The following is a 22,351-nucleotide window of genomic DNA, read 5'->3' as shown; positions in this document are numbered from 1 at the left end:
GCCGGGAGGAATGGTTGAGTTTCTCCTTCTCCCCGGAGCGGGGAGAAGACGAAGCGATTAACTGGGTGCCAATTATCCAAGAACGGCCTTGATTTTGTCGGCGGCCTGGTCGAGTGCTTCCTTGGCGCTCATCTGGCCCGTCAATGCTGCCTGTATTGCGTCTTGGATCGCCTTGGAGATCTTCGGCCACTGCGGGTGCGGGCCGCGGGGCTTGGCATATTTCATCTGCTCGAGGAAGACCTTGAGAGCGTCATCCTTCAGCTTTTCGCCGGTCACCGGGGTGGTGATGTCGGAACGGGCCGGAAGGTGGCCGTAGTTCTTGAACAACTTGTCGTCCTGAGAGGCGAAATATTCAAGCGCCTTGAAGGCTTCGGCCGGGTGCTTGGAACTTGCGAAGATCGCCCAGTTGAAGTCGCCCATGGCCGACGAGCGGTCCGCGCCTGCCTTCGGAACCGGAAGCAGCGTTACACCCCAATCGAACTTGGCTTCCTTCACCATGCGGTCGAGTTCCCACGGACCGGAGATCGCCATTGCTGCATTGCCGGAATTGAAAGTGCCGGTCGAGTCCCACTGGCCGCGCGTCAGTGTATCGGGCGAGGCAAGCTTCTCGTCCATAATGGTCTTCCAGGTCTCAAGCGCCTTGACAGCGCCGTCGGCATTGATGTTCTCGTAGCCGCCACCGCCCATTTGGGCCCAGGGAAGGAACTGGAAGGTGCCCTCCTCGTTGGCTTTTGCAGAGAAGGCCAAGCCATAGACGTTCTTAGCCGGATCGGTCAGTTTGCGCGCGTCTTCAACGAGCTCATCCCAGGTCTGCGGCGGCTTGTTCGGGTCGAGGCCCTTCGCCTTGAACATATCCTTGTTGTAGTAGAGGGCGATCGTGTTGGTTGCTTTCGGCACGCCATAGTATTTCCCGTCCCATTCGACCGACTTCAGCGGCCCGGGAAAATAATTCTCCGGCTTGATCACGGTCGACTTCGAGATCATGTCGGTCAGATCGAGGAAGGCGCCACGCGAAGCGAACATCGCGTGTTCCGGATTATCGACGGCAATGATGTCGGGCGCCTGACCGGAGGCATAGGCGCGCATCGCTTCGGTAACGACGTCATCGAACTGGATCAGGCGGTACTCGATCTTAATGCCGTTGTTCTGCGCGTTGAATTCCTTGACGAGATTGGGCGCTGGTTGAATGTCGCGATCAAGCGACCAGACGCTGATGGTAACGTCTTCCGCCTTGGCTGAAAGGCCGAAGAGCGAGACGCCGGCAAGTGCCAAAGCGCCCAGAACTGCGAATTTGCGGATAGCCATGGTTCTCCTCCTTTGTGGTTACCCCCGACTGCCCGGCAAAATCCTCCTTGCCGGGCGCGGTATCATCAAACCGGATCGGCGACGAAATCGCCGCCCCGGGCATGCTTCAGATAATTCAGTGCGTAGACCTGGCCCGTCATCTCCAGCACGTCGCGGTAAACCGGATCGTGCCAGCCTTCGATATCGATCGAGCCCGACCAGCCGGCCAGACGCAGCTCCGAAATGATGTCCATCCAGTTGCTGTCGCCGAAACCCGGCGTGCGCATGAAGACGAACTTTTCCTTGCCGAAGATGCCATGCTCCTTGATGACATCCCAGCGGATCGTCGCATCCTTGCCGTGGACATGGAAGATTTTCTTTGCCCACTTTCGAATCTGCGGCAGCGGCTCGATCAGGTAAACCATCTGGTGGCAGGGTTCCCACTCAAGGCCGATATTGTCGTCCGGCGTCTCATTGAAGATCAGCTCCCAGGCATCCGGATTATGCGCGATGTTCCAGTCACCGGTTGCCCAGTTGCCGTCCATAGCGCAGTTTTCGAAGGCGATCTTGATGCCCTTGTCGGCGGCGCGCTTGGCAAGCTCGCTCCAGATCTGCTTGTAGCGCGGCAGGCTGTCGGTCAGCGGCGTACCGCGGATGCGGCCGGTAAAGCCGGCAACGCAGGTGGCGCCAAAATGATGGGCATTGTCGATGCAGTCCTTCCAGCCCTGCAGCGTCTGCAAGTCGATATCGGTTTCTTCCAGCGGATTGCCAAACATGCCGAGCGTCGAAATTGTAATGTCGCGATCGCCGATCGCGTCGAGTGAGCGCTTGCCGAGCTCGGCAAGATCCTGTCCGTTGGTCGTCTGCCAGAAAAAGGGCTCGAAGCTCTCGAACCCCATATCGGCGATCTGGCCGATGCGCTTGTCGGCGCCGCCCTTGGACGCGCTGACCATAGTTCCGATACGGATGGATTTTGCAGGATTGCTCACGATCTCATTCCTTATGCTGAAATTTCAACGCGCTTGCCGGTTCTGGCGCTCTCGATCGCGCCGAAGACCATGGCAAGGCTTCTGATGTTGTCGCTGCCGGCCGTCTCCGGCCGCTTGCCGGTCCGGATGGCGTCCACGAAACCGGCAATCACGCTGGCATGGCCGTGCGTCTCCTCGTCCCGCTCCGCCCCAGGAACGTCGACGGGCGTAACGCCGCGAAGCAGGCCCGTCTCTTCGCCGGCAACTGCGGCGCGGAATATTTGATCCCCGTCCCAGGTTAGCATTCCCTTGGAGCCGACGAGACGCCACTGGCTTTCCCAGCTCGTACGCTCGCCTTCTGCGCACCAGGAGCCGCGATAGGTGAAAACGACATCGTCGGAGAATTCAAAGGTGGCGTTGGCAGAGGCGCCGTGACGATACCACGACCCTTTTGGATTACGCTCGACGCAATAGACGGCGAGCGGCTTCTTGCCGGCGACAAAGCGTGCGGCATCGAAGGTATGGATCGCCATGTCGAGAAGCAGGACATTGTCCATGTCCTCGCGGAAGCCGCCGAAATGCGGGGCTATGAAGAAGTCGCAATGGATCGCGGTCACATCGCCGATTGCGCCGCTTTCGACAAAACGGCGCATGCGGCGAACTCCGGAAATGAAGCGTCGGTTCTGGATGATCGCATGGATCTTGCCGGTCTCCGCCGCAAGATCGATCAGGGCAGCTCCTTCCGCCAGCGAGGTAGCCATCGGCTTTTCGCTCAGCACATGGCATCCCGCCTTAAGTGCCGTAGAGACGACATTGAAACGGGCAGCAGGGGTGACGACGTCAAAGACGATATCCGCCCTCGCCTTTGCAATAACGCTGGAAAGATCAGTGCCGATGGAGGCCTTATTCAGGCCGAACTCCGAGGTGAGCGCTTCGGCCGCAGCCAGGTTCACATCGACGAGGCCGGTGACCTCGATCGATTCGGCTAGAGCCGGGGTTTCCTTTAAGGCGCGCAGCCAGCCTTTGGACATGGCTCCGCAACCGCACAGAACTGCATTCAATGTCACGATTTCCTCCCGCGGCGCGCGTCCGGCAAATCTCCGTTTGCGTGTCCCGTAAACGTTTACGATAGTAAGCGGAAACGTTTCTTGCTGTCAATAGAGGGCGAACCGGGGCGAAATGCTGCGGAAAACAGCTTTAAATGCGCGATCTTAGACAAATTCACATTGCAAGGCAGCACGGTCATGCCGGGCATGTCATCGGGCTGTCAAACAGACATTTTACCAAACCCCAAACCAGGTTGCACAGCGATGCAACGCAAGGGCAAACACGACGACCTACTGCTGTTTGCATGGCAAGCGCCAGTGGCAACTCAGGTTGCAGTGATGACCGCGCTCATTCTTGCATCCTGGATGTTTATGCTAATGATGAAGCGGGTCCTAACGGCAGACGTGCTTTCGCGGGTGGATAAAGGAATGCCAATGAAGGACGGCCCGACGATCGACGGAAAGAAGACCAAGCGCAAGGAGCGCATGCGATTTGTCAGCGCAGATCAGGTCGCACAGCTTGCGGGCGTTTCACGCTCCGCTGTTTCACGGACTTTCACGCCAGGCGCAAGCGTTGCGCCCGCCACCCGCGAGCGGGTGCAGAAGGCTGCCGAGGAGCTTGGTTATCATGTCAACGATCTGGCACGCGGCGTCCTTGCAAATCAAAGCCGCCTGGTCGGCATCGTTGCGACGCGGCCGGAAGTCGGCTTTCGCGCCCATCTGGCCGCAGCACTTGCAAAAGCGCTGATAAAGCGGGGCAGCATCCCGATCCTGATCAACACCGGCCAGACCGAGGATGAATTGCTTGCAGCGCAGAAGATGTTGATCGGCCACCGCGCCGAAGCAACGATCATTCTTTCGGGATCCCCACCCGCGAGCTTCGTAGATATCGCGCATCGCAACGGCCAGCCGCTGGTGGTCATCGGCCGCACCGAACCGGATGCGGACCATGTCAGTGCCGGAAACGCCGAAGCCTCCCGCAATGCAGCGACGGCCTTCTTCGACAAGGGATACCGGCGGCTTGCCGTTGCAGCGTCGCATTCGGCAACGTCCAGCATTGCCGAGCGCGAGGATGCCTTCTTGGCGGCAGCCGAGGAGTTCGGCGCTTCGGTCTCGGTCGGACGCGGCATAGATTCCGACTATGACAGCGGCATCGATGCCGCGCGTCAACTCTTCTCCCGGGCCGAAAGACCCGATGCGGTCTATTGCGCCAACGATTTGATTGCCTTCGGATTGATGGATCATGTCCGAAAGACGCTCGGCTTGCGGATACCGGAAGACGTCGCCGTGATCGGCTTTGACGATGTACCGGAGGCAGCCTGGCTCAGCTACCGGCTTACGACTTTCCGCCAGGATCCGGTCGTCATGGCACAGCGCGCCGTCGACCTTGTCGAGCGTCGGCTTGCCAGCCCGGACTTGCCGCCTGCCTATGAGAGGGTCATTCCGGAACTTATCTTCCGCGACAGCTTCACCCCCTGACCTCAGCGCTCGATATGTGTCACTTTTGCCGCTCGCCGGAGGTCATTCTCGATGCTGCCGAACGAGAGGTGTCGCATGATGGCGTGTTGCCGTTAGGCAACAAACTTCTCGGTGATAGTTACAATTCAAGATTTAATATTGCTGATCATCCGCTGTTGTGCAAATATAAGCCTATCTCGCAAATTTAATCAGAGGAGGCGTGAAATGAATCCCATTCTCGTGTTCATACGCCCCGCTGGCGGGATGGCTCGCAAGACGTCGATGCGTTGTGCATCCAATCCGGGCCGACATTCCTCCGAGGCTGTATAAACCCCGGATCACTGCCATTTCGGCATTTCCCAACTTGACCTGAATTGAGCCGGACCGCCGAACGACTACGTGTGTTCCACGTCCGCCTCCATGTGTCTTTTTAACCTTCGAGAGGACCTGGCTGCTTGAGCGCGCCGGGACGGAAAAATCATGCGTGAAGCACAAGTAGTAGTTGCTGAAACCCTTTCGGCGACGGTCGATGAACTGTACCAGAAATTTGGCGTCTGGAGGACAGCCCGCGCGCTGGTTCTGGCCGCCTGGAGGCATCACCAAACGGTGAACCAGGTCTCCCAGCTGTCAGATCGTATGCGCCGCGATATCGGCCTTCCGGAGGCCGAGGATGCGTACGGGGCGGCGAGATTCTGGAGCATCTGGCCCGATACAAGATGACTTCCAGCCCCGGCGGCCTGGCTGCCGGGGCTGGCGTCTGCCTGCGGACCATCGTCATGAGAAGCATACAATAGACGTCGGCTGCCGGCGCGAAGACGATGCGGCATCTTCATCTCGTGCCGATCTGACGTCTGTGCCGCACACCGCTGCCGCCCACGAGCGGGACCGCAGCCGCTTTGCGGAAACGCATTCCTGTGGCAATAAGAGAAGATCATGCGTTTTGATCGGGGAGGAAGAACGCAGCCGATGAAGGGAATCCGACAGCTTGCCAAGCATCTCGACATTTCGATCGGGACGGTTTCCCGCGCGCTAAACGACAAACCGGACGTCAACGAGGAAACGCGCAAGCGCGTGCTGGCGGCTGCCGAGGAGCTTGGCTATGTGGCAAATCAGTCCGGCCGCAGCCTGAGGCAGGGCACGACCAACGTTATCGGATTGATGATCGAATCCAGCAAGGAAACCGTCGAAAATAGCGACAACTTTTTTCTCGGCCTCACCGGCGGTCTGCAGAGCGTGCTTGCGCGGCACAAGCTCGACCTCGTGATGCTGCCCTGCCCCAGCGACGAGGATCCCTATGAATACCTGAAGCGCATGGTGGCGCGGCGCGTCGTTGACGCGATGATTATTTCAGCGACGCAGCGGATCGATAGGCGCATCGATCTTCTGGTGAAAGCCAAGATTCCTTTCGTCGCGCTCGGACGAAGCTCATCGGGCGGCAACTACACCTGGATAGATCTTGATTTCGAGGGCGTGGCGGCATCGGCGGTCGACCGGCTGGTGGCCAAGGGACATCGTAGGATCGCGATCGCAGCACCTTCGAGCGATATCAATCTCGGCTATGTCTTCGTCGATGCCTACCATCAGTCGCTTGAGCGCCACGGCATCCCGTATGATCCCAAGCTCGTCATTCGCGTCAAATCGAGCGAACAAGGTGGCTACCAGGCCGGACACGAATTGCTGCTCTTGGACAACAAGCCGACAGCCATCATCCTGATCTACGAGTTGATGGCGATTGGTCTTTACAGACGCTTGGTCGAGGCAGGCGTCGTTCCGGGGCGCGATCTGGCAGTGATCGGCTTCCGTGAGGAGCCACGCGCCAAATTCCTGCAACCTGCCCTCACCTGCTTCCGCATGTCGCTGCGCGATCTCGGTGTCGAACTGGCCGAAACGCTGCTTGCGACCATGCCCGCTTATGCGAAATATTATCCGAAGGGCGCGCGCAACACGATCTGGCCGCTGGAACTGGTCCCAGGCGAAAGCGACGCCTTTTTCCTCAATCCATGAAACTGGCCGCGCCGTTTTGGGACGCGGCCGCAATTGTCATTCAGCCGGTGCTGCGGCGGCGCGGCGGCCGAGCGTTGCTTGCGTCAGGACGAAGGCAAGCAGCGCGCAGGCCGCAATGCCTGCCGCCATCGGAACGGCCGTGCCATCGGCAAACAGGGCGGACACCACCATTGCGACAGCCGCAATGACGAAGTGCAATGTCCCCATCAACGACGAGGCCGTACCTGCGATCTGACCGTGATCCTCCAGAGCAAGAACCGCGCTCGTTGGAATGACAAGTCCGAGAAAGCCATATCCGATGAAAAGGAAGACGGCCATCACCGGAAGCTGGTTGATGCCCGCCGCCATTACGACGGCCATCACGACCATGACGAGGCAATAGAAGGTGACGGCTGAGCGCATGACGCGAACGAGGCCGAAACGCTCGCCGAGCCAGCCGGTCGCCTGCGATACGGCGAAGAAGGACACGGCGTTGACGGAGAATGCGAAGCTGTACTGCGTCGGCGTCAGGCCGTAGTGCTGGATGAGCACGAAGGGCGAGTTGGCGAGATAGACGAGGAAGCTCGAGATCCCGAGGCCACCGATGAAGGTGAGCGTCAAGAAGTTCCTGTCGCGCAAAAGGAAGCCATAGGCAGACATCGCGCTGCCGAGGCTGCTGCCCTTGCGATCCTGCGTCGGGCGAGTCTCGTCAAGCTGTGTGGCAAGCAGCACGAGCCCGATGAAAGCCGCGACCGTCACCGCCCAGAAGACACCGCGCCAGCCGTAGAACTCGATGACCGCACTGCCGGCCAGCGGAGCAAGAATGGGGGAAATTGAGAAGACGAGCATGAGAAGCGACATTAGACGGGCTGCCTGAATGCCAGTGTGCATGTCACGAACAACAGCGCGTGGTATGACCATGCCGGCCGCACCGCCGATGCCCTGGATGAAGCGGAAGGCAATCAGCGTTTCTATGTCTTGGGCCAGCGCGCAGCCGATGCTGGCAACGGTGAAGATGCCGATACCCAGGTACAGTGGCAGCTTGCGGCCCCACATGTCGGACAACGGACCGTAAAGCAGCTGGGCCAGTGCAAAGGAAATGAAGAACGACAGAAGGCTCAACTGGGTGACGTTGTTATCCGACCCCAGATCGACGCCAATCGAAGGCAGTGCCGGAAGGTACATGTCGATGGCAAAGGGACCTATGGCTGATAAAAGCCCAAGGATGAGCGCAATGCGAAAGAATGAAGCGGTCATTTTGATGATCTTTCATAAATGCGCAGCGAAAGGAAGCGGACTATGTCTCTCCGCCGCGTTGCTCTCGAGGGGTTCAAATGAGGGGCGGCTGCAACCCGCGACGCGCTTGGGAGAAGCGTCAGCGAATGCGAACCGAGGTGTCTAGTATTTTGGACACGAGTGTAAAATTAGACAGTGTTGTCTAACACGTCAAGGCGCATTATCCTTAGAGCGATGAAAAATCTCGCGCCACCCGAAAAGAGATTGGATGGGCCGACCCAGCGCGGCCAGTTCAAGAAGCGCGCTTCCATCCTGGAAGCAGCCGCGGATGTATTCTGCCGCCAGGGCTTTGCAGGAGCAAGCATCGACGAGATTGCGGTAGAGGCCAATGTCTCGCGCCAGACGATCTATAATCACTATTGCGAGAAAGAGACTTTGTTCGTCGCCGTCGTAGACGACGTGCTGAAGCGCGCCAATTCGATGGTTTTTTCGATGCTGGCAACGTTTCCGGTCAATGCCGACAATTTGGAAGAAGACCTTGTCGCCTTTGCGATCCGGATCAACAAAAACTGCATCTGCAACCAGGACGGAAAGTTCCTGCGCCGTCTCGTCCAGAACGAAGGTGAGCGCTATCCGCATCTTTTCGAGACCTGGCGCCAGCAAGGCCCGGGCCGGATCATTTCCGCGCTCGGCGCTCTGTTTGCGCGGTTGAGCGCCAGTGGTGCGCTGAAGATCGAAGACTTCGATGTGGCGGCACGCCAATTCCTCGCTCTCGGGAATGCGGATCTGCAGATCATGATGCTGTTCGGGCAAACGCCGAGCGATGAGCAACTCGAAAGTGCCGCCCGCAACGCGGTCAGGACGTTCCTTCGCGCTTACGGCACGGAGAGGTCCGCCGAGCGACCAGAGCTTGCGGCCGTCAGCGGCTGAGCGTCAGGCAAAGACGAGCATCTGCGACGGAACGGCAGCGAGCGCGCCATTGCGGCGTGCGACGGCATACTTCAGCGACTGCTCGACGACGGACGGCTTGACCGGCTTTTTGACGACGCCGAGCGTCCCCTTGACGCCGCCTGCCACCATCTCCGGGTTGCCTGTCATGAAGACGACGGCAATACCGTGGTCTTGCGCCAGCCGGCGGCCGATTTCCGGGCCAGTCGCACCATCCGACAGGTTGACGTCTACAAAAGCGACGTCCGCCGTCGGCGCAAAACGCAACGCCTGTTCCTTATTTGCGGCAAGCCCCGTCACTTCCATGCCCATGGCTTGAACGGTTGCTTCAAGATCGAGGGCGATCAAGAGCTCGTCCTCAACGATCAATACTCTCTGGTTCATGAGGTTATCCTGTAGCCAGCTTACGCAAAACATTCGTGGCCAGACGCCCTTGCCGGCCCGGGCACGCGAAAAACTTCGCACCAGTCGGCCGTGGCCGGCGGAACTTGAGCGGATAACGGGCAACGGCCGGATATGTTCCGAGCCGATACGCATTATTTTTCGATTAAGCCATTGTTAATACTAATAAAACATTAAGATCGGCGTAAGCCTTTGATAAAAAGCAGCTCTAAATTTGAAGTTGTATTGACAAGTCTTTTCGGCAGCAGGAGAGTGCCCCAATCCAGCGCCAGCGACCGGGGGGAAACCTATGTCTGTACGCTCGTTTTTCGCATCCGCCGCCATTGCTCTTTTAGCCATCGCGGCCAGCCTTCCCGCGACAGCTGCGGAGACCAAGCGCGATATCCAGACGATTAAGGACGCCGACTTCTTCGGCTTCGATCTGCGGACGGAGCAGAACGTTTCCCTCGAACAATGCAAAACCGCATGCATTGGCGACAAGAGCTGCAAGGCTTTCACCTATAACCCGAAGGTGAACTGGTGTTTCCTGAAGTCCGACTTCAAGACGATGAACGCTTTTCCAGGCGCAATTGCCGGTCGGATCGTCGAAACGACTGCGGGACCGCGCGAGCCCGATATCGGTGCGCCACCTCGCCTCAGCTTTCTCTCAGAAGACATCATCCAACAAGCCCGCGACTTCAAGGCCAATCTGGCGCTCACCGACGCTCAGCCGGGCCAGACCGTCGACAGCCTGACAGCAACGGCGCGCCTTGATCTTACCGCCAACAACCTCGCAGGCGCGATCGACGCTTTCCATCGCGCGCTGGCGCTGACGCCCGACGATGCCGATCTCTGGCTGGAGACGGCCCGCGCCGCAAATTCGCTCGGCGGCACTGGCAGCCAGGCCTTCGGCCAGGCACTTCTCGATGGGTTGAACGGCTACGAACTGACGCGCACAGCCTCAAAGCGGGCAGATGCTCTTGCCGTGCTTGCGACCTCGCTCGCCAAGAATTCGAATTTCCGCGCGGCCCTCAACGCCTATAAGGCAAGCCTTGCGCTGGCAAGCTCCAGGGAAGTCCAGGCGGCCTATCTCAAGCTCAAGTCGGAACAGGGCTTCCGCATCACCGAACACAATGTCGATGCCGACAGCGCAACGCCGCGTGCCTGCGTGACGTTCTCGGAATCCCTCGTCAAGACGGTCGACTATGCACCGTTTGTGACGCTGAACGGACAAGCCCCCAAGGCGCTCGAAGCCAAGGACAAGCAGATCTGCGTCGAGGGCCTGGGTCACGGCGAAACCTACAAGATTAGCTTCCGCACCGGCCTTCCCTCTTCCGTCGACGAGGTCCTGGACGCACCCGTCAGCCTCGATGTCTACGTCAAGGACCGCAGTCAAATGGTGCGGTTTACCGGCGATAGCTTCGTGCTGCCTTCGACGGCGCGCCGCGGCATTCCGCTCGTCAGCGTCAATATCGAAACTGCCAACCTCAAGCTCTACCGCATTGGCGATCGCGGTATTGCTCCGCTTCTTACCAGTTCGCAGTTCCTGACGCAGCTCGACGGCTATAGCGCGCAGCGCATTCAGGATGAAAGCGGCGAGCTCGTGTGGCAGGGTTCGATCGAGATCGCCAACGATCTTAACAAGGATGTCGTCACCAGCTTCCCCGTTGATGAAGCCTTGCCCGCGCGCAAGCCGGGCATCTATGTGCTGATCGCCTCGCCTGCCGACAAGCCGGAAAACGAGTGGGATTCCAAGGCGACACAATGGTTCGTCGTTTCCGATATCGGCGTTACTACCTACGCCGGAACCGACGGGCTCAACGTCTTTACGCGCTCGCTCGCTTCCGCCAAGCCGATCGCCGGCGTGGAGCTGCAACTGCTTGCCAAGAACAACGAGGTTCTGGGCACCGCGACGACGGATGAAAACGGCCGAGCCACCTTCACTGCCGGGCTGCTGCGCGGCACGGCAGCACTCGCTCCAGCAGTCCTGGCTGCCAGGAACGGGGCGTCCGACTACGTCTTCCTCGATATGACGAGGGCAGGCTTCGACTTGTCTGATCGCGGCGTGACGGGACGAGCCTCGCCCGGGGCGATCGATGTCATGACCTGGACCGAGCGCGGGATCTATCGGGTGGGCGAAACCGTCCATGCCACCGCCCTTGCTCGCGATACGGATGGCAGGGCGATCGAAAAGCTGCCGCTGACCTTCATCTTCATGCGCCCCGATGGCGTCGAAGACCGGCGCATCGTCCGGCAAAGCAGCGACGTCGGCGGCTATTTGATCGATCTCCCGATCCAGGAAAATGCCATGCGCGGCAGCTGGACAATGAACGTCCATACCGACCCCAAGGGGTCGCCGATCGGTACGAGAACATTCCTCGTCGACGATTTCGTCCCCGATCGCACCGACCTGGAGCTGAAGACAGAAGCCAAGGAAATCGGTCCCGATACGCCGGCAACGATCGATATCAGCGGCAAATATCTCTACGGCGCGCCGGCAGCCGGCCTGACGCTTGAAGGCGATGTCGTCATCAAGCCGGCTCGCGAAAGCCGAACCTTCCCGGGCTACTTCTTTGGTCTTTCTGACGAGGAGGCGAACGAGGAAAGCCGCCAGGCGATCGAAGGCCTGCCGGAATTGGACGAGAACGGCCAAGCAACGACCGATCTTTCGGTCGGTGATCTTCCCGCAACCACGCAGTTGTTGAACGCGACGGTCTATATCCGCATGCAAGAAACGGGCGGCCGGGCGCTGGAGCGCACGCTGCTGATCCCGGTCAAAAACCAGGGACCGATGATCGGCATCAAGCCTGAATTTTCAGGCGATATAGCCGAGAATTCGATCGCCAGCTTCAACGTGATCGGCGTCTCGGCCGACGGCCAGAAGCAGGAAATGAAGGGGCTGCGCTGGAAGCTTTCGCTCCTTGAGCGCGAATACCAATGGTATCGGGAAGGCACGGCATGGAAATACGAAACCGCTTTCAATGCGCGCCAGGTTGCCAGCGGCACGACTGATGCCGGCTTGGACGGCGGCAAGATAGCGCCTCAGGTTGGCTGGGGCCGCTACCGACTTGAAGTCGAGAGCCCGGACGCGGATGGCCCGACATCAAGTGTCGAATTCGACGCCGGCTGGATGGTGGAGGCTGTCTCGACCGAAACGCCGGACGGCCTCGAGATCGCGCTCGACAAAGAGAGCTACAAGGCCGGCGAGACGGCGAAGCTCAAGGTTTCTTCCCGTTATGGCGGCGGGTTGATGGTGACGGCCGGGACGGAAAACCTCCTTGCCGTACAAAATGCAACGATCGGCGAGACTGGGGGTGAAGTGGAGATCCCAGTCACCGCCGAATGGGGCGCTGGCGCCTATGTGACAGCAACCCTCTTCCGTCCGGGCGACGCACAGGACAGCCATATGCCGATGCGCTCGATCGGCATCAAATGGCTGAAGGTCGATCCCGAGCAGCGCGCGCTGCAGGTCGCAGTCGATGCACCGGAAAAGATGCTGCCGAACGCACCGCTGAACATCAGCCTTGCAGTGACGGGTGCTGGAGCCAATGAGGATGCTTATGTCACGGTTGCCGCCGTCGATGTCGGCATTCTCAACCTGACGCGCTACGAGGCCCCCAACCCCGAGGACTGGTATTTCGGCCAGCGCCAGCTCGGTCTTGAAATCCGCGATCTCTATGGCCGGCTGATTGACGGTTCGCTCGGCGCGACAGGCAAGCTCAGAACCGGCGGCGATGGTGGCGCGGTGGCGCTGCAGGGCAGCCCGCCGACGCAAAAACTGGTCGCCTTCTTCTCCGGTCCGGTGAAGCTTGACGCTGACGGAAAGGCCAATGTCAGCTTCGACATTCCGCAATTCAACGGCACGGCGCGTGTCATGGCCGTTGCCTGGTCGAAGGATGGAGTCGGCCACGGCATCAAGGATATCGTCATCCGAGATCCGGTGGTCGTCACCGCCAGCCTGCCGAAATTCCTGGCGCCTGGCGACATGGCGGAACTGCGCCTTGACATCGCCAATACCGATGCGCCGGCCGGCGATTTCAAACTGCAGCTGACCGGCAACGAAGCCATCGGCATCGAGGAGGCCGCAGCTTCGCGGACGATCCATCTGGATGCCGGTGCGAAATCCGATTTCACGCTGTCGGTGATCGGCAAGCAGCCCGGCAACGGCGCTGTTTCGATCAACCTGTCGGATGCATCTGGACTGTCGCTTGCTCAGACAGTCGACGTACCAGTCCGCCCATCGTCACTGCCCGTGACCGAAAGGCGCGTCATCGCCTTAAAACCAGGGGCGAAACTGAGGGTCGACAAGGAACTTCTGGCCAACAGCGTTTTGCCGGGCGCCTCGGTCAGCGTCAACGTCACGCGTTCGGCCGCCTTCGACATTCCCGCACTGCTGATGTCGCTCGACCGTTATCCTTTCGGCTGCGCCGAACAGACGACGAGCCGCGCCCTGCCGCTTCTTTATCTCAGCGAGCTTTCAAAACAAAACGGGCTCGAAGACGATGCAGACGTGAAGAAGCGCGTCCAGGATGCGATCTATCGTGTGCTGTCCTATCAGGCATCGGCGGGCAGCTTCGGCCTTTGGGGACCGGATTCGGGCGACCTCTGGCTCGATTCCTATGTCACGGATTTCCTGACGCGGGCGCGTGAAGAGAAGTACGATGTGCCCGACCGTGCGCTGGTCCAAGCGCTCGAGAACCTGCAGAACGCGCTGAGCTACGACGTCGACGTCAAGACGCAAGGCGATCAAATTGCCTATGCAATCTATGTTCTTGCCCGCAACAGGAAGGCCTCGATCAGCGATCTGCGCTACTACGCCGATACGATGATCAACGACTTCCCGACGCCGCTTGCCAAGGCGCATATCGCCGCGGCATTGGCACTTTACGGAGATGCGACGCGTTCGAAGAACATCTTCGTCGACGCTTTGCAGATGACCGAAAATTCCATCGTTCATCGCGTCAATCTTTCGCGCACCGACTACGGCTCGATCCTGCGCGACGGTGCGGCCATCCTGGCACTTGCGGCCGAAAGCCGCCCTGTCCCGCCAGTCATTCCGGAACTGGCAAAGGCCGTCGGCAGGGAGTGGGACCGCAGCAAGTGGACGAGCACCCAGGAGCAGGCCTGGACGCTGCTTGCCGCGCGCGCGATCCAGAGCGGCGATGATTCGCTGAAAGTGGACGTCAACGGCGCGCTGCATACCGGTGCCTACATGGCGAAGATGAGCGGCGACGCGCTGATGAACAATCCCCTGACACTGACGAGCGCAACGACCGATCCGGTATCGGCGGTCGTCACGACAGTCGCAGCGCCCGTCACGCCTCTGCCTGCCGGCGGCAACGGCTTTGCCATCGAGCGCACCTATTACACGCTTGATGGCGAGCCGGTGAATATCAGTGAGGCGCAGCAGAACGAGCGTTATGTGGTCGTGCTGCACGTGACCGAAACCAACGCCTGGCCGTCGCGTGTCGTCATGACCGATCTGCTGCCTGCCGGCCTCCAGATCGATAATCCGAGCCTGGTCGACAGCGCTCAGCTCACCAATTTCGACTGGATCGGCGAACAGACGGCGGCGCACACCGAATTCCGCAACGATCGCTTCGTTGCGGCCTTCAACCGGACTTCGGACGACAACCGTGAAATCAACGTCGCCTATATCGTGCGGGCCGTCACCCCAGGCGTTTATGACCATCCGGCGGCGACCGTTGAAGATATGTACCGCCCCGAATATTCGGCTCGCACCGCGACCGGCAAGATGGAGGTTGTCGCAGCACGATAATGCGGCTCTGGCGCAAGCTCACGATTGGAACTGCGACCGGTTTCATTCTTGCCGGCGCGGTTTTCTTCGCGTTGGACGCTGCCGACAGGGTCTTTCCGCCGCCGCTCGAAATGACCGGTGCGGTGTCGGCCGAAGTGCTCGATGCCGACGGTCAGTTGCTGCGCGCCTTTGCGACGCCGCAAGGCCGTTGGCGTCTGAAAACCACGGTTGCGGATGTCGACCCGCAATTCATGCGCATGCTGATCGCCTATGAGGACCGGCGCTTCTACGAGCATCACGGCATCGATCCGCTGGCGATCGGGCGGGCGGGCCTGCAGCTGGTCACCAACGGCCGCATCGTTTCCGGCGCCTCGACGCTTTCCATGCAGGTGGCGCGGCTGATCGAACCGCGCGCCGGACGTTCGCTTTCGGCGAAAATCCTGCAGGTGATACGCGCCGTCCAGATCGAGCGGCGGCTTTCGAAGGAAGAGATTCTCGATCTGTATCTGACGCATGCACCCTATGGCGGTAATCTGGAAGGCGTGCGCGCCGCAAGCCTTGCCTATTTCGGCAAGGAGCCGAAGCGGCTGACGGTGGCGCAGGCTGCCCTCCTCGTTGCCCTCCCCCAGCTTCCTGAACGGCGACGCCCCGACAAAAACCTGGCGGCAGCGGAAGCGGCACGAAAACGCGTTCTTGAGCGCTCCGCCGTGGCCGAAGTCATCGGCGAGGGTGAGGCCGAGCGCGCCGAGGCGACACTCGTTCCGGCAACGCGCATGCAGCTTCCAGCTCTTGCCGCGCATCTTGCCGAAGCAGCCCTTCGCAGCAAGCCGAACGAGCGCGAGCATCGCACGACGCTGAAGAAGCAGATACAGGCAGGACTAGAAGCGACGGCGAAAAGTGCCGCGATGAAACTTCGTCCGAGACTTTCTCTCGCGATCGTGATGGCCGATGCGCGCACGGGCGAGATCGTCGGCGAAGTGGGATCTGCGGACTATTTCGACGCGAGCCGTTCCGGCTGGATCGACATGACGCGTGTCAGCCGCTCGCCCGGCTCGACACTGAAACCCTTCATCTATGGACTTGCCTTCGAGCAGGGGCTGGTCAGCCAGGAAACGATCATCGAGGACCGGCCAGCCGATTTCTTCGGTTACCGGCCGCGCAATTTCGACATGAGCTATCAAGGCGACGTAACGGTCCGAGAGGCATTGCAGCTTTCGTTGAATGTGCCGGCCGTCAGGCTGCTTGACGCCGTCAATCCGGCGCGGCTTTTGGTGCGCTTCCGCCGCGCCGGCGTTCGCCCCATCCTGCCGCCGAACGAAGCGCCGGGACTGGCGATTGGGCTCGGCGGCGTAGGTATCACGTTGAAAGACCTCGTGCAGCTTTATGCGGCGCTTGCCAACAAGGGCGAGCCGGTTCGCATCGGCGACGGTGTAACTGCAAAGCCCGGCAAGATAGACGGCGAGCCGTTGCTGGAGCCGGTCGCCGTTTGGAATGTTTCGGATATTCTTTCCAGCGTCATCCCACCGACAGGCGCCCCGCAGCGCGGCATCGCCTACAAGACGGGGACCAGCTACGGCTATCGCGACGCATGGTCAGTCGGCTACGACGGGCGGTATGTGCTCGGTGTCTGGGTTGGAAGGCCGGACAATGGCGCGGTGCCGGGGTCGACCGGTTACGGCACGGCAGCCCCCATCCTGTTTGAGGCCTTTGCAAAGTCGAGCATTGCAACCACACCTTTGCCACGCCCGCCTTCTGGCGCAGTGCGCGTCGCCCAGGCGGATCTGCCGGTGAGCCAGCGGCGTTTCTCGATAAATGCCAGCGGATTGCCTTCCACCTCCAGCCGCGAACAGGCACCGCAGATCGTCTATCCACCGGAGGGCGCGCATGTCGACCTCGGCGCAAGAAGCGGTGATCTCTCGCCATTGATGTTGAAACTGCACGGCGGTCGGGCGCCGTTCCGCTGGCTTGCAAACGGCAAGCCGCTGCCCGATCTTTCTCGCCGCCGCACCAACCAATGGATGCCGGATGGTGGTGGCTACTCGAAACTGACGGTGATCGACGCGATGGGCCGTGCCGCAAGCGTCGGTGTCTTCATCGATTAAACCTTGGAATTGGGGGGAACAAAGGGCCCGTTATCACCGTTCCGGGCCGTCTCCTCCGGAACGGCAGGCGAACATGATGCTTCCGACATCGACATACCGCATTCAATTCCGCAACGGCATGACATTCGACCGGGCCATCGAATGTGTGCCCTATCTCAAAGCCCTTGGCATCAGCCATCTTTACGCTTCGCCGATCTTTGCCGCGACGAGCGGTTCCACGCATGGCTATGACGTAACCGATGTCAATGAAATCGAGCCGGCAATCGGCGGACGCGATGGCTTTGACCGCTTGAGCCATGCTTTGAAAGACGCCGGGCTCGGCCTCATCCTCGACATTGTGCCGAACCATATGGCCGCCTCGACGGAAAATCCCTGGTGGCGAAGCGTGTTGAAGCTCGGCCGGGGAAGCCCCTATGCGCGCCATTTCGATATCGACTGGAGCGAACGGCTCACCCTGCCGATCCTCGGCAAGCCGTTCAAGGATGCACTGTCTGATGGCGAGTTGCGGCTTAAACGCGATCCGGAAAGCGGCGAACTGGCGCTTGGCTACTGCGATACGCTTTTGCCCTTGAACCCCGACAGCACCAATCTTGTTCCAGCAAGCGCAGATGAGCCGGCGTTGGTCGACCTCGCAATAGACCAAGAGCTGATCGTCAGCCTACACCAGGCCCAGCATTGGCGGCTGACATATTGGAAAGAGGCGGCCAGACATCTGAGCTACCGGCGGTTTTTCGAAGTAACGGGTCTGGTCGGCCTGCGCGTTGAAGACGAGCAGGTTTTCGAAGATAGCCATCGGCTCATTCTCGAACTCGTTCGGTCCGGCCAGGTAGAGGGTTTGCGGCTCGACCATATCGATGGCTTGGCCGATCCGAAGCAATATCTGCAAAGGCTCCGCACTGAGACAGGACCCAAGACCTATATAGTCGTCGAGAAGATCCTCGGCCATGACGAGACACTGCCCGCAAGCTGGCCGATCGCCGGGACCACCGGCTACGAATTCATTTCGGCACTCGGCCATCTCTTCCTCGACGGCGGCGGCTTGCAACAGCTTGGTACCGCCTATGCGAATATTGCCCCGGATATGGCCGATATTACTGCTGGTCTTCGCGCGGCCAAGCAAGTGATGGTGGAGCGGAACTTTGAAGGCGAGACGACGCGGCTGGTGAAGATCGTCCATGGCCTTTATCCCGACCTTGACCGCGCCGCAATTGCGGCAGCTATCCACGAATCGCTGATCGCCTTTCCCGTCTATCGCATCTATGGCAGCAAGGGTCCGCTTGATGCACGGGATGCGGACGTGCTCAGCAGGGTCATTTCCAGCGCGGCTGCAAGGCTTGCCGACCGGCGGGCGATCGACGTTGTGGCAAGGCTATTGAAAGGCGAGGTACGGGAAGCAGCGGCGAAAGAATTCCGCCGCCGATTCCAGCAATTGAGCGGACCGGTCATGGCCAAGGCAATGGAGGACACGCACTTTTATCGCTACAACCGGTTGCTTGCGGTAAACGAAGTCGGCGGCGATCCGGATATCAAGCCGGGCGGCGTCGAGGCTTTCCATGCGCTGATGCTTAAGCGCGGGAAGCTTAATCCGCACGGGCTTTCGGCGACATCGACGCACGATACCAAGCGCGGCGAGGATGCGCGTGCGAGGCTTTATACCTTGAGTGAAGGAGCCGATGTCTGGGCGCAGGCGGTGGAGCGCTGGCGCGAGATGAACCGCGACCGTCTGATCGAACTGCCGGGCGGATTGACGCCGGAACCGAATGTCGAATGGATGCTCTATCAGGCGCTTGCCGGGATATGGCCGGAGGATTTCTTAAACGGAGAGGCCGAAGCGCTGATCGGGCGCTTCACGGCCTTTGCGGAGAAGGCGATCCGTGAAGCAAAGCTCGGCACGAACTGGAATGAGCCGCATGCCGGATACGAGGCGGCGGTCAGAGCTTATGCAACAGCGTTGCTTTCATCGACCAATCTCGTCTTCCACGAGGATTTCGGAGCGGTCATGCGGCCCTTCATCGAGGCCGGCTATCTAAACAGCCTGTCACAGACGCTGATTAAGCTGATGGCGCCCGGCATTCCAGATATTTATCAGGGGGCCGAGCTTTTGGATTTGAGCTTCGTCGATCCTGATAACCGCAGGCCTGTCGACATGACGGCCTTGTTTGCCAGCCTCTTAGAAGGAACGCCAATTGCAAGTCTGACGGTGCCCGCGCTGAAACAGCGCATCGTCCAAATCGGTCTTCATCTTCGAAAGCGGCAGCCGGAGCTTTTTGCGAAAGGCAACTATGTTCCGCTTAAGGTGTTAGGCGGCCGCAAGGATCATGTTGTCGCCTTTGCGCGAGAGTTGAACGGAACCTATGCGATGACCGTCGTTCCACGGTTGATGCTCGGCTGGCTCGATCCAGGCGTTTTATTCGCCGGTCCGGAATTTTGGAACGATACGGCAATTCAGGTGCCGGCCTTCCTTGAAGGTCGCCGCTGCGATCTCCTGACCGGTCGAATTCTTGATCCGGTAGGCCAGCTGCAACTTTCGGCGCTCCTTGGCAGCCAGCCTGTGGCGCTCATCGAACCTGTCGGAACCGACCGAGGACCATGAAATATCGCTTGACCATCCAGTTGCTGGAAGGTTCATAAGCCTATCCACTGCCTGTCCGGGCAAAGGAGAAGCCTATGAATACACAAGATCATCATCATCACCACGGAAGTAGCAATTGCTCCTGTCACCAAAGCCTGGACAATCTCGGCGAGGCCGCTTTGGCACGCGATCCCGTCTGCGGCATGACGGTTGATCCGGACGCGGGCAAGCCGAGCCTCAATTACCAGGGCCACGCTTATCATTTCTGCAGCGACGGTTGCCGGAAGAAATTCGAAGCCAATCCGAAAGATTATCTGACGGCGAAGGATCCGGTTTGCGGCATGTCCGTCGAGCGCGCGACAGCGCAGCATTTCCTGAAGCACGACGGTGATAAATTCTACTTCTGCTCGGCAGGGTGCAAGGCAAAGTTCGAGGCCGATCCAGAAATCTATCGTCAGGAAAAACGGCAGGGGCCGAAGCCTATGCCCAAGGGTACGCAGTATACCTGCCCCATGCATCCGGAAGTCGTCAACGATCACCCTGGCGACTGCCCGAAATGCGGCATGGCGTTGGAACCGATGGGTATTCCGCCGGCAGAAGAGGGTCCGAACCCGGAGCTTGCCGATTTCACGCGGAGGCTCTGGATAAGCGCCGCGTTGGCCATTCCGCTGCTCGTACTCAGCATGGGTCCGATGATCGGACTGCCGTTGCGCGATGCGATCGGCGAACCGCTGGTGAGTTTCACCGAACTCTTGCTCGCAACCCCTGTCGTGCTCTGGGCGGCCCTGCCCTTCTTCCGCCGGGCCTGGAACTCACTCCTCAACCGCAGTCCGAACATGTGGACGCTGATCGGCCTCGGCGTTGGTACCGCCTATGTCTACAGCGTCGTCGCCACCCTTGCGCCCGGCCTCTTTCCCATGAGTTTCAGAGGTCACGGCGAGACGGTGCCTGTCTATTTCGAGGCGGCTGCCGTCATCGTGGCGCTGGTCTTCGTCGGACAGGTGCTGGAACTGAAGGCGCGCGAGCGGACGGGCTCAGCCATTAGGGCGCTGCTCGACCTTGCGCCAAAGACGGCGCGCCGCCTTAGTGCCGACGGCAGCGAAACGGACATCGAAGTGGACGAGATCGCAAGCGGCGACCGACTGCGGGTGCGGCCGGGCGAGCGCGTGCCGGTCGACGGGTCGGTCAGCGAAGGGCGATCAACCGTCGATGAATCGATGATCACCGGTGAGCCGCTCCCCGTTGAAAAGACAAAAGGCGATGCTGTCACCGGCGGCACGATCAACCGCAACGGCACTTTCGTGATGACGGCCGAGCGCGTGGGCGCGGAAACAATGTTGTCGCGTATCGTCGATATGGTCGCCAAGGCACAGCGCTCGCGTGCGCCAATCCAGGGCGCAGTTGACCGGGTCTCGGCCATTTTCGTGCCTGTCGTCGTTGTAACAGCGATTGTTGCCTTCCTCGCCTGGGCCATTTTCGGACCGGAGCCGTCGATGGCGCATGGACTGCTTGCCGCAGTTGCCGTGCTCATCATCGCTTGCCCGTGCGCACTCGGCCTTGCGACGCCGATGTCGATCATGATTGCGACCGGCCGTGGCGCGCAGGAGGGCGTGCTGATCAAGGATGCCGAAGCACTGGAGCTTTTTTCGAAGGTCGATACGTTGATCGTCGACAAGACGGGCACATTGACCGAAGGCAATCCGCGTCTTACCGACGTCGGGCCGATGGACGCCATAAGCGAAGAACGGCTGCTGCTGCTGGCGGCGAGCCTGGAGCGCGGTTCCGAACATCCGCTTGCCGAAGCGATCGTTGCCGGCGCAGAAGAGCGGAACGTCAAACTGGTTGATGTCACCGGCTTCGAGGCTGTGACCGGCAAAGGCGTAAAAGGCAATGCCGACAATACGGCCGTGGCGCTTGGCAACGCCGCGATGATGAGTGATCTCGGCATCGATCCCGCGCCGCTTGCCGAAAGGACCCGCGCCTTGCGTGACGAAGGCAAGACCGTAATGTTCGTCACCATCGACGGCAGCCTTGCGGGTTTCGTTGCGGTTGCCGATCGCATCAAGGCGACGACGGCCGAGGCGATCGGCGCGTTGCACGAAAGCGGGCTGCGAATCATCATGGCGACCGGCGACAACGAGCGCACGGCAAGCGCCGTCGCAAAAAGCCTCGGGATCGATGAAGTGCGCGCCGACGTTTTGCCGGAAGGCAAGAAAGCGCTGATCGACGAACTGCATGCAAAGGGCGCGGTCGTTGCAATGGCCGGCGACGGCGTGAATGACGCTCCGGCGCTTGCGGCTGCAGATGTCGGTATCGCCATGGGAACGGGCGCAGATGTTGCGATGGAAAGCGCCGGCATTACCTTGGTGAAGGGTGACCTCAACGGAATCGTGCGTGCCCGGCGGCTGGCGGAGGCGACGATGCGCAACGTCCGCCAGAATCTTGGCTTCGCCTTCGGCTATAATGCGCTTGGCGTGCCAGTCGCCGCGGGCGTGCTCTACCCGGTCTTCGGCCTACTGCTCTCGCCGATGATTGCCGCAGCGGCCATGAGCCTGTCGTCGGTCTCCGTGATCGGCAACGCGTTGAGACTGAGGCTCCAGAAACTCTGAAAGGAC

Annotated in this window: 13 protein-coding genes; 8 read left to right on the top strand and 5 right to left on the bottom strand. The window is 60.1% G+C overall.

Features of this window, described 5'->3' with window-relative positions; translation table 11 throughout:
* Positions 1 to 72: 72 nt before the first annotated feature.
* The 3 genes from ISN39_RS27025 to ISN39_RS27015 all read right to left on the bottom strand — a co-directional run bounded on the left by ISN39_RS27025 (position 73) and on the right by ISN39_RS27015 (position 3,319).
* Positions 73 to 1,305, bottom strand: a complete 1,233-nt coding sequence (locus ISN39_RS27025; RefSeq protein ID WP_194731171.1) for a sugar ABC transporter substrate-binding protein — start codon at positions 1,303 to 1,305, stop codon at positions 73 to 75.
* A gap of 65 nt (positions 1,306 to 1,370) precedes the next feature.
* The gene (locus tag ISN39_RS27020) at positions 1,371 to 2,273 is read right to left on the bottom strand and encodes a sugar phosphate isomerase/epimerase (protein WP_194731170.1); all 903 of its coding nucleotides are present in this window, start codon (positions 2,271 to 2,273) and stop codon (positions 1,371 to 1,373) included.
* Positions 2,274 to 2,284: 11 nt separating this feature from the next.
* The gene (locus tag ISN39_RS27015) at positions 2,285 to 3,319 is read right to left on the bottom strand and encodes a Gfo/Idh/MocA family oxidoreductase (RefSeq protein ID WP_194731169.1); all 1,035 of its coding nucleotides are present in this window, start codon (positions 3,317 to 3,319) and stop codon (positions 2,285 to 2,287) included.
* A 414-nt stretch (positions 3,320 to 3,733) separates the two neighbouring features.
* Here ISN39_RS27015 and ISN39_RS27010 point away from each other — a divergent pair, with 414 nt between their 5' ends.
* The 3 genes from ISN39_RS27010 to ISN39_RS27000 all read left to right on the top strand — a co-directional run bounded on the left by ISN39_RS27010 (position 3,734) and on the right by ISN39_RS27000 (position 6,760).
* Positions 3,734 to 4,777 carry a LacI family DNA-binding transcriptional regulator gene (locus tag ISN39_RS27010; protein WP_074073070.1) on the top strand — a complete coding sequence of 348 codons (1,044 nt, stop codon included), beginning with the start codon at positions 3,734 to 3,736 and terminating at the stop codon, positions 4,775 to 4,777.
* 459 nt (positions 4,778 to 5,236) lie between these two features.
* Positions 5,237 to 5,476 carry a DUF1127 domain-containing protein gene (locus ISN39_RS27005; protein WP_074071880.1) on the top strand — a complete coding sequence of 80 codons (240 nt, stop codon included), beginning with the start codon at positions 5,237 to 5,239 and terminating at the stop codon, positions 5,474 to 5,476.
* Between the two features lie 246 nt (positions 5,477 to 5,722).
* Positions 5,723 to 6,760 (top strand): substrate-binding domain-containing protein, encoded by a 1,038-nt coding sequence (locus tag ISN39_RS27000; protein ID WP_194731168.1) that lies wholly within the window; start codon positions 5,723 to 5,725, stop codon positions 6,758 to 6,760.
* A 36-nt stretch (positions 6,761 to 6,796) separates the two neighbouring features.
* Here the strand turns inward: ISN39_RS27000 and ISN39_RS26995 are convergent, their stop codons facing one another.
* A complete protein-coding gene (locus ISN39_RS26995; protein ID WP_194731167.1) occupies positions 6,797 to 7,996 on the bottom strand; it encodes a multidrug effflux MFS transporter in 1,200 nt (399 codons plus the stop codon).
* A 177-nt stretch (positions 7,997 to 8,173) separates the two neighbouring features.
* Here ISN39_RS26995 and ISN39_RS26990 point away from each other — a divergent pair, with 177 nt between their 5' ends.
* Positions 8,174 to 8,905, top strand: coding sequence for a TetR/AcrR family transcriptional regulator (locus tag ISN39_RS26990; protein WP_194731937.1), 732 nt, complete (start codon positions 8,174 to 8,176; stop codon positions 8,903 to 8,905).
* A 3-nt stretch (positions 8,906 to 8,908) separates the two neighbouring features.
* Here ISN39_RS26990 and ISN39_RS26985 read toward each other — a convergent pair whose 3' ends face one another.
* Entirely contained in the window at positions 8,909 to 9,307 is a 399-nt protein-coding gene (locus ISN39_RS26985) for a response regulator (protein WP_074071884.1), read from the bottom strand.
* Between the two features lie 307 nt (positions 9,308 to 9,614).
* Between ISN39_RS26985 and ISN39_RS26980 the strand changes: the two genes are divergently transcribed.
* The 4 genes from ISN39_RS26980 to ISN39_RS26965 all read left to right on the top strand — a co-directional run bounded on the left by ISN39_RS26980 (position 9,615) and on the right by ISN39_RS26965 (position 22,345).
* Complete coding sequence (locus tag ISN39_RS26980) at positions 9,615 to 15,083, top strand: alpha-2-macroglobulin family protein (protein WP_194731166.1); 5,469 nt, start codon at positions 9,615 to 9,617, stop codon at positions 15,081 to 15,083.
* Positions 15,083 to 17,164 carry a penicillin-binding protein 1C gene (gene pbpC / locus ISN39_RS26975; protein WP_194731165.1) on the top strand — a complete coding sequence of 694 codons (2,082 nt, stop codon included), beginning with the start codon at positions 15,083 to 15,085 and terminating at the stop codon, positions 17,162 to 17,164. The genes ISN39_RS26980 and pbpC overlap by 1 nt, the downstream gene beginning before the upstream one ends.
* 73 nt (positions 17,165 to 17,237) lie before the next feature.
* The gene (gene treY, locus ISN39_RS26970; RefSeq protein ID WP_194731164.1) at positions 17,238 to 19,757 is read left to right on the top strand and encodes a malto-oligosyltrehalose synthase; all 2,520 of its coding nucleotides are present in this window, start codon (positions 17,238 to 17,240) and stop codon (positions 19,755 to 19,757) included.
* A 74-nt stretch (positions 19,758 to 19,831) separates the two neighbouring features.
* A complete protein-coding gene (locus tag ISN39_RS26965) occupies positions 19,832 to 22,345 on the top strand; it encodes a heavy metal translocating P-type ATPase (RefSeq protein ID WP_194731163.1) in 2,514 nt (837 codons plus the stop codon).
* Positions 22,346 to 22,351 lie beyond the last annotated feature (6 nt).

Origin of the sequence: Rhizobium sp. 007 (assembly GCF_015353075.1) — a bacterium.
Classification (GTDB): domain Bacteria; phylum Pseudomonadota; class Alphaproteobacteria; order Rhizobiales; family Rhizobiaceae; genus Rhizobium.
Note: the sequence above shows the minus strand (reverse complement) of the source record. Positions and strands in the feature narration are given on the sequence as shown.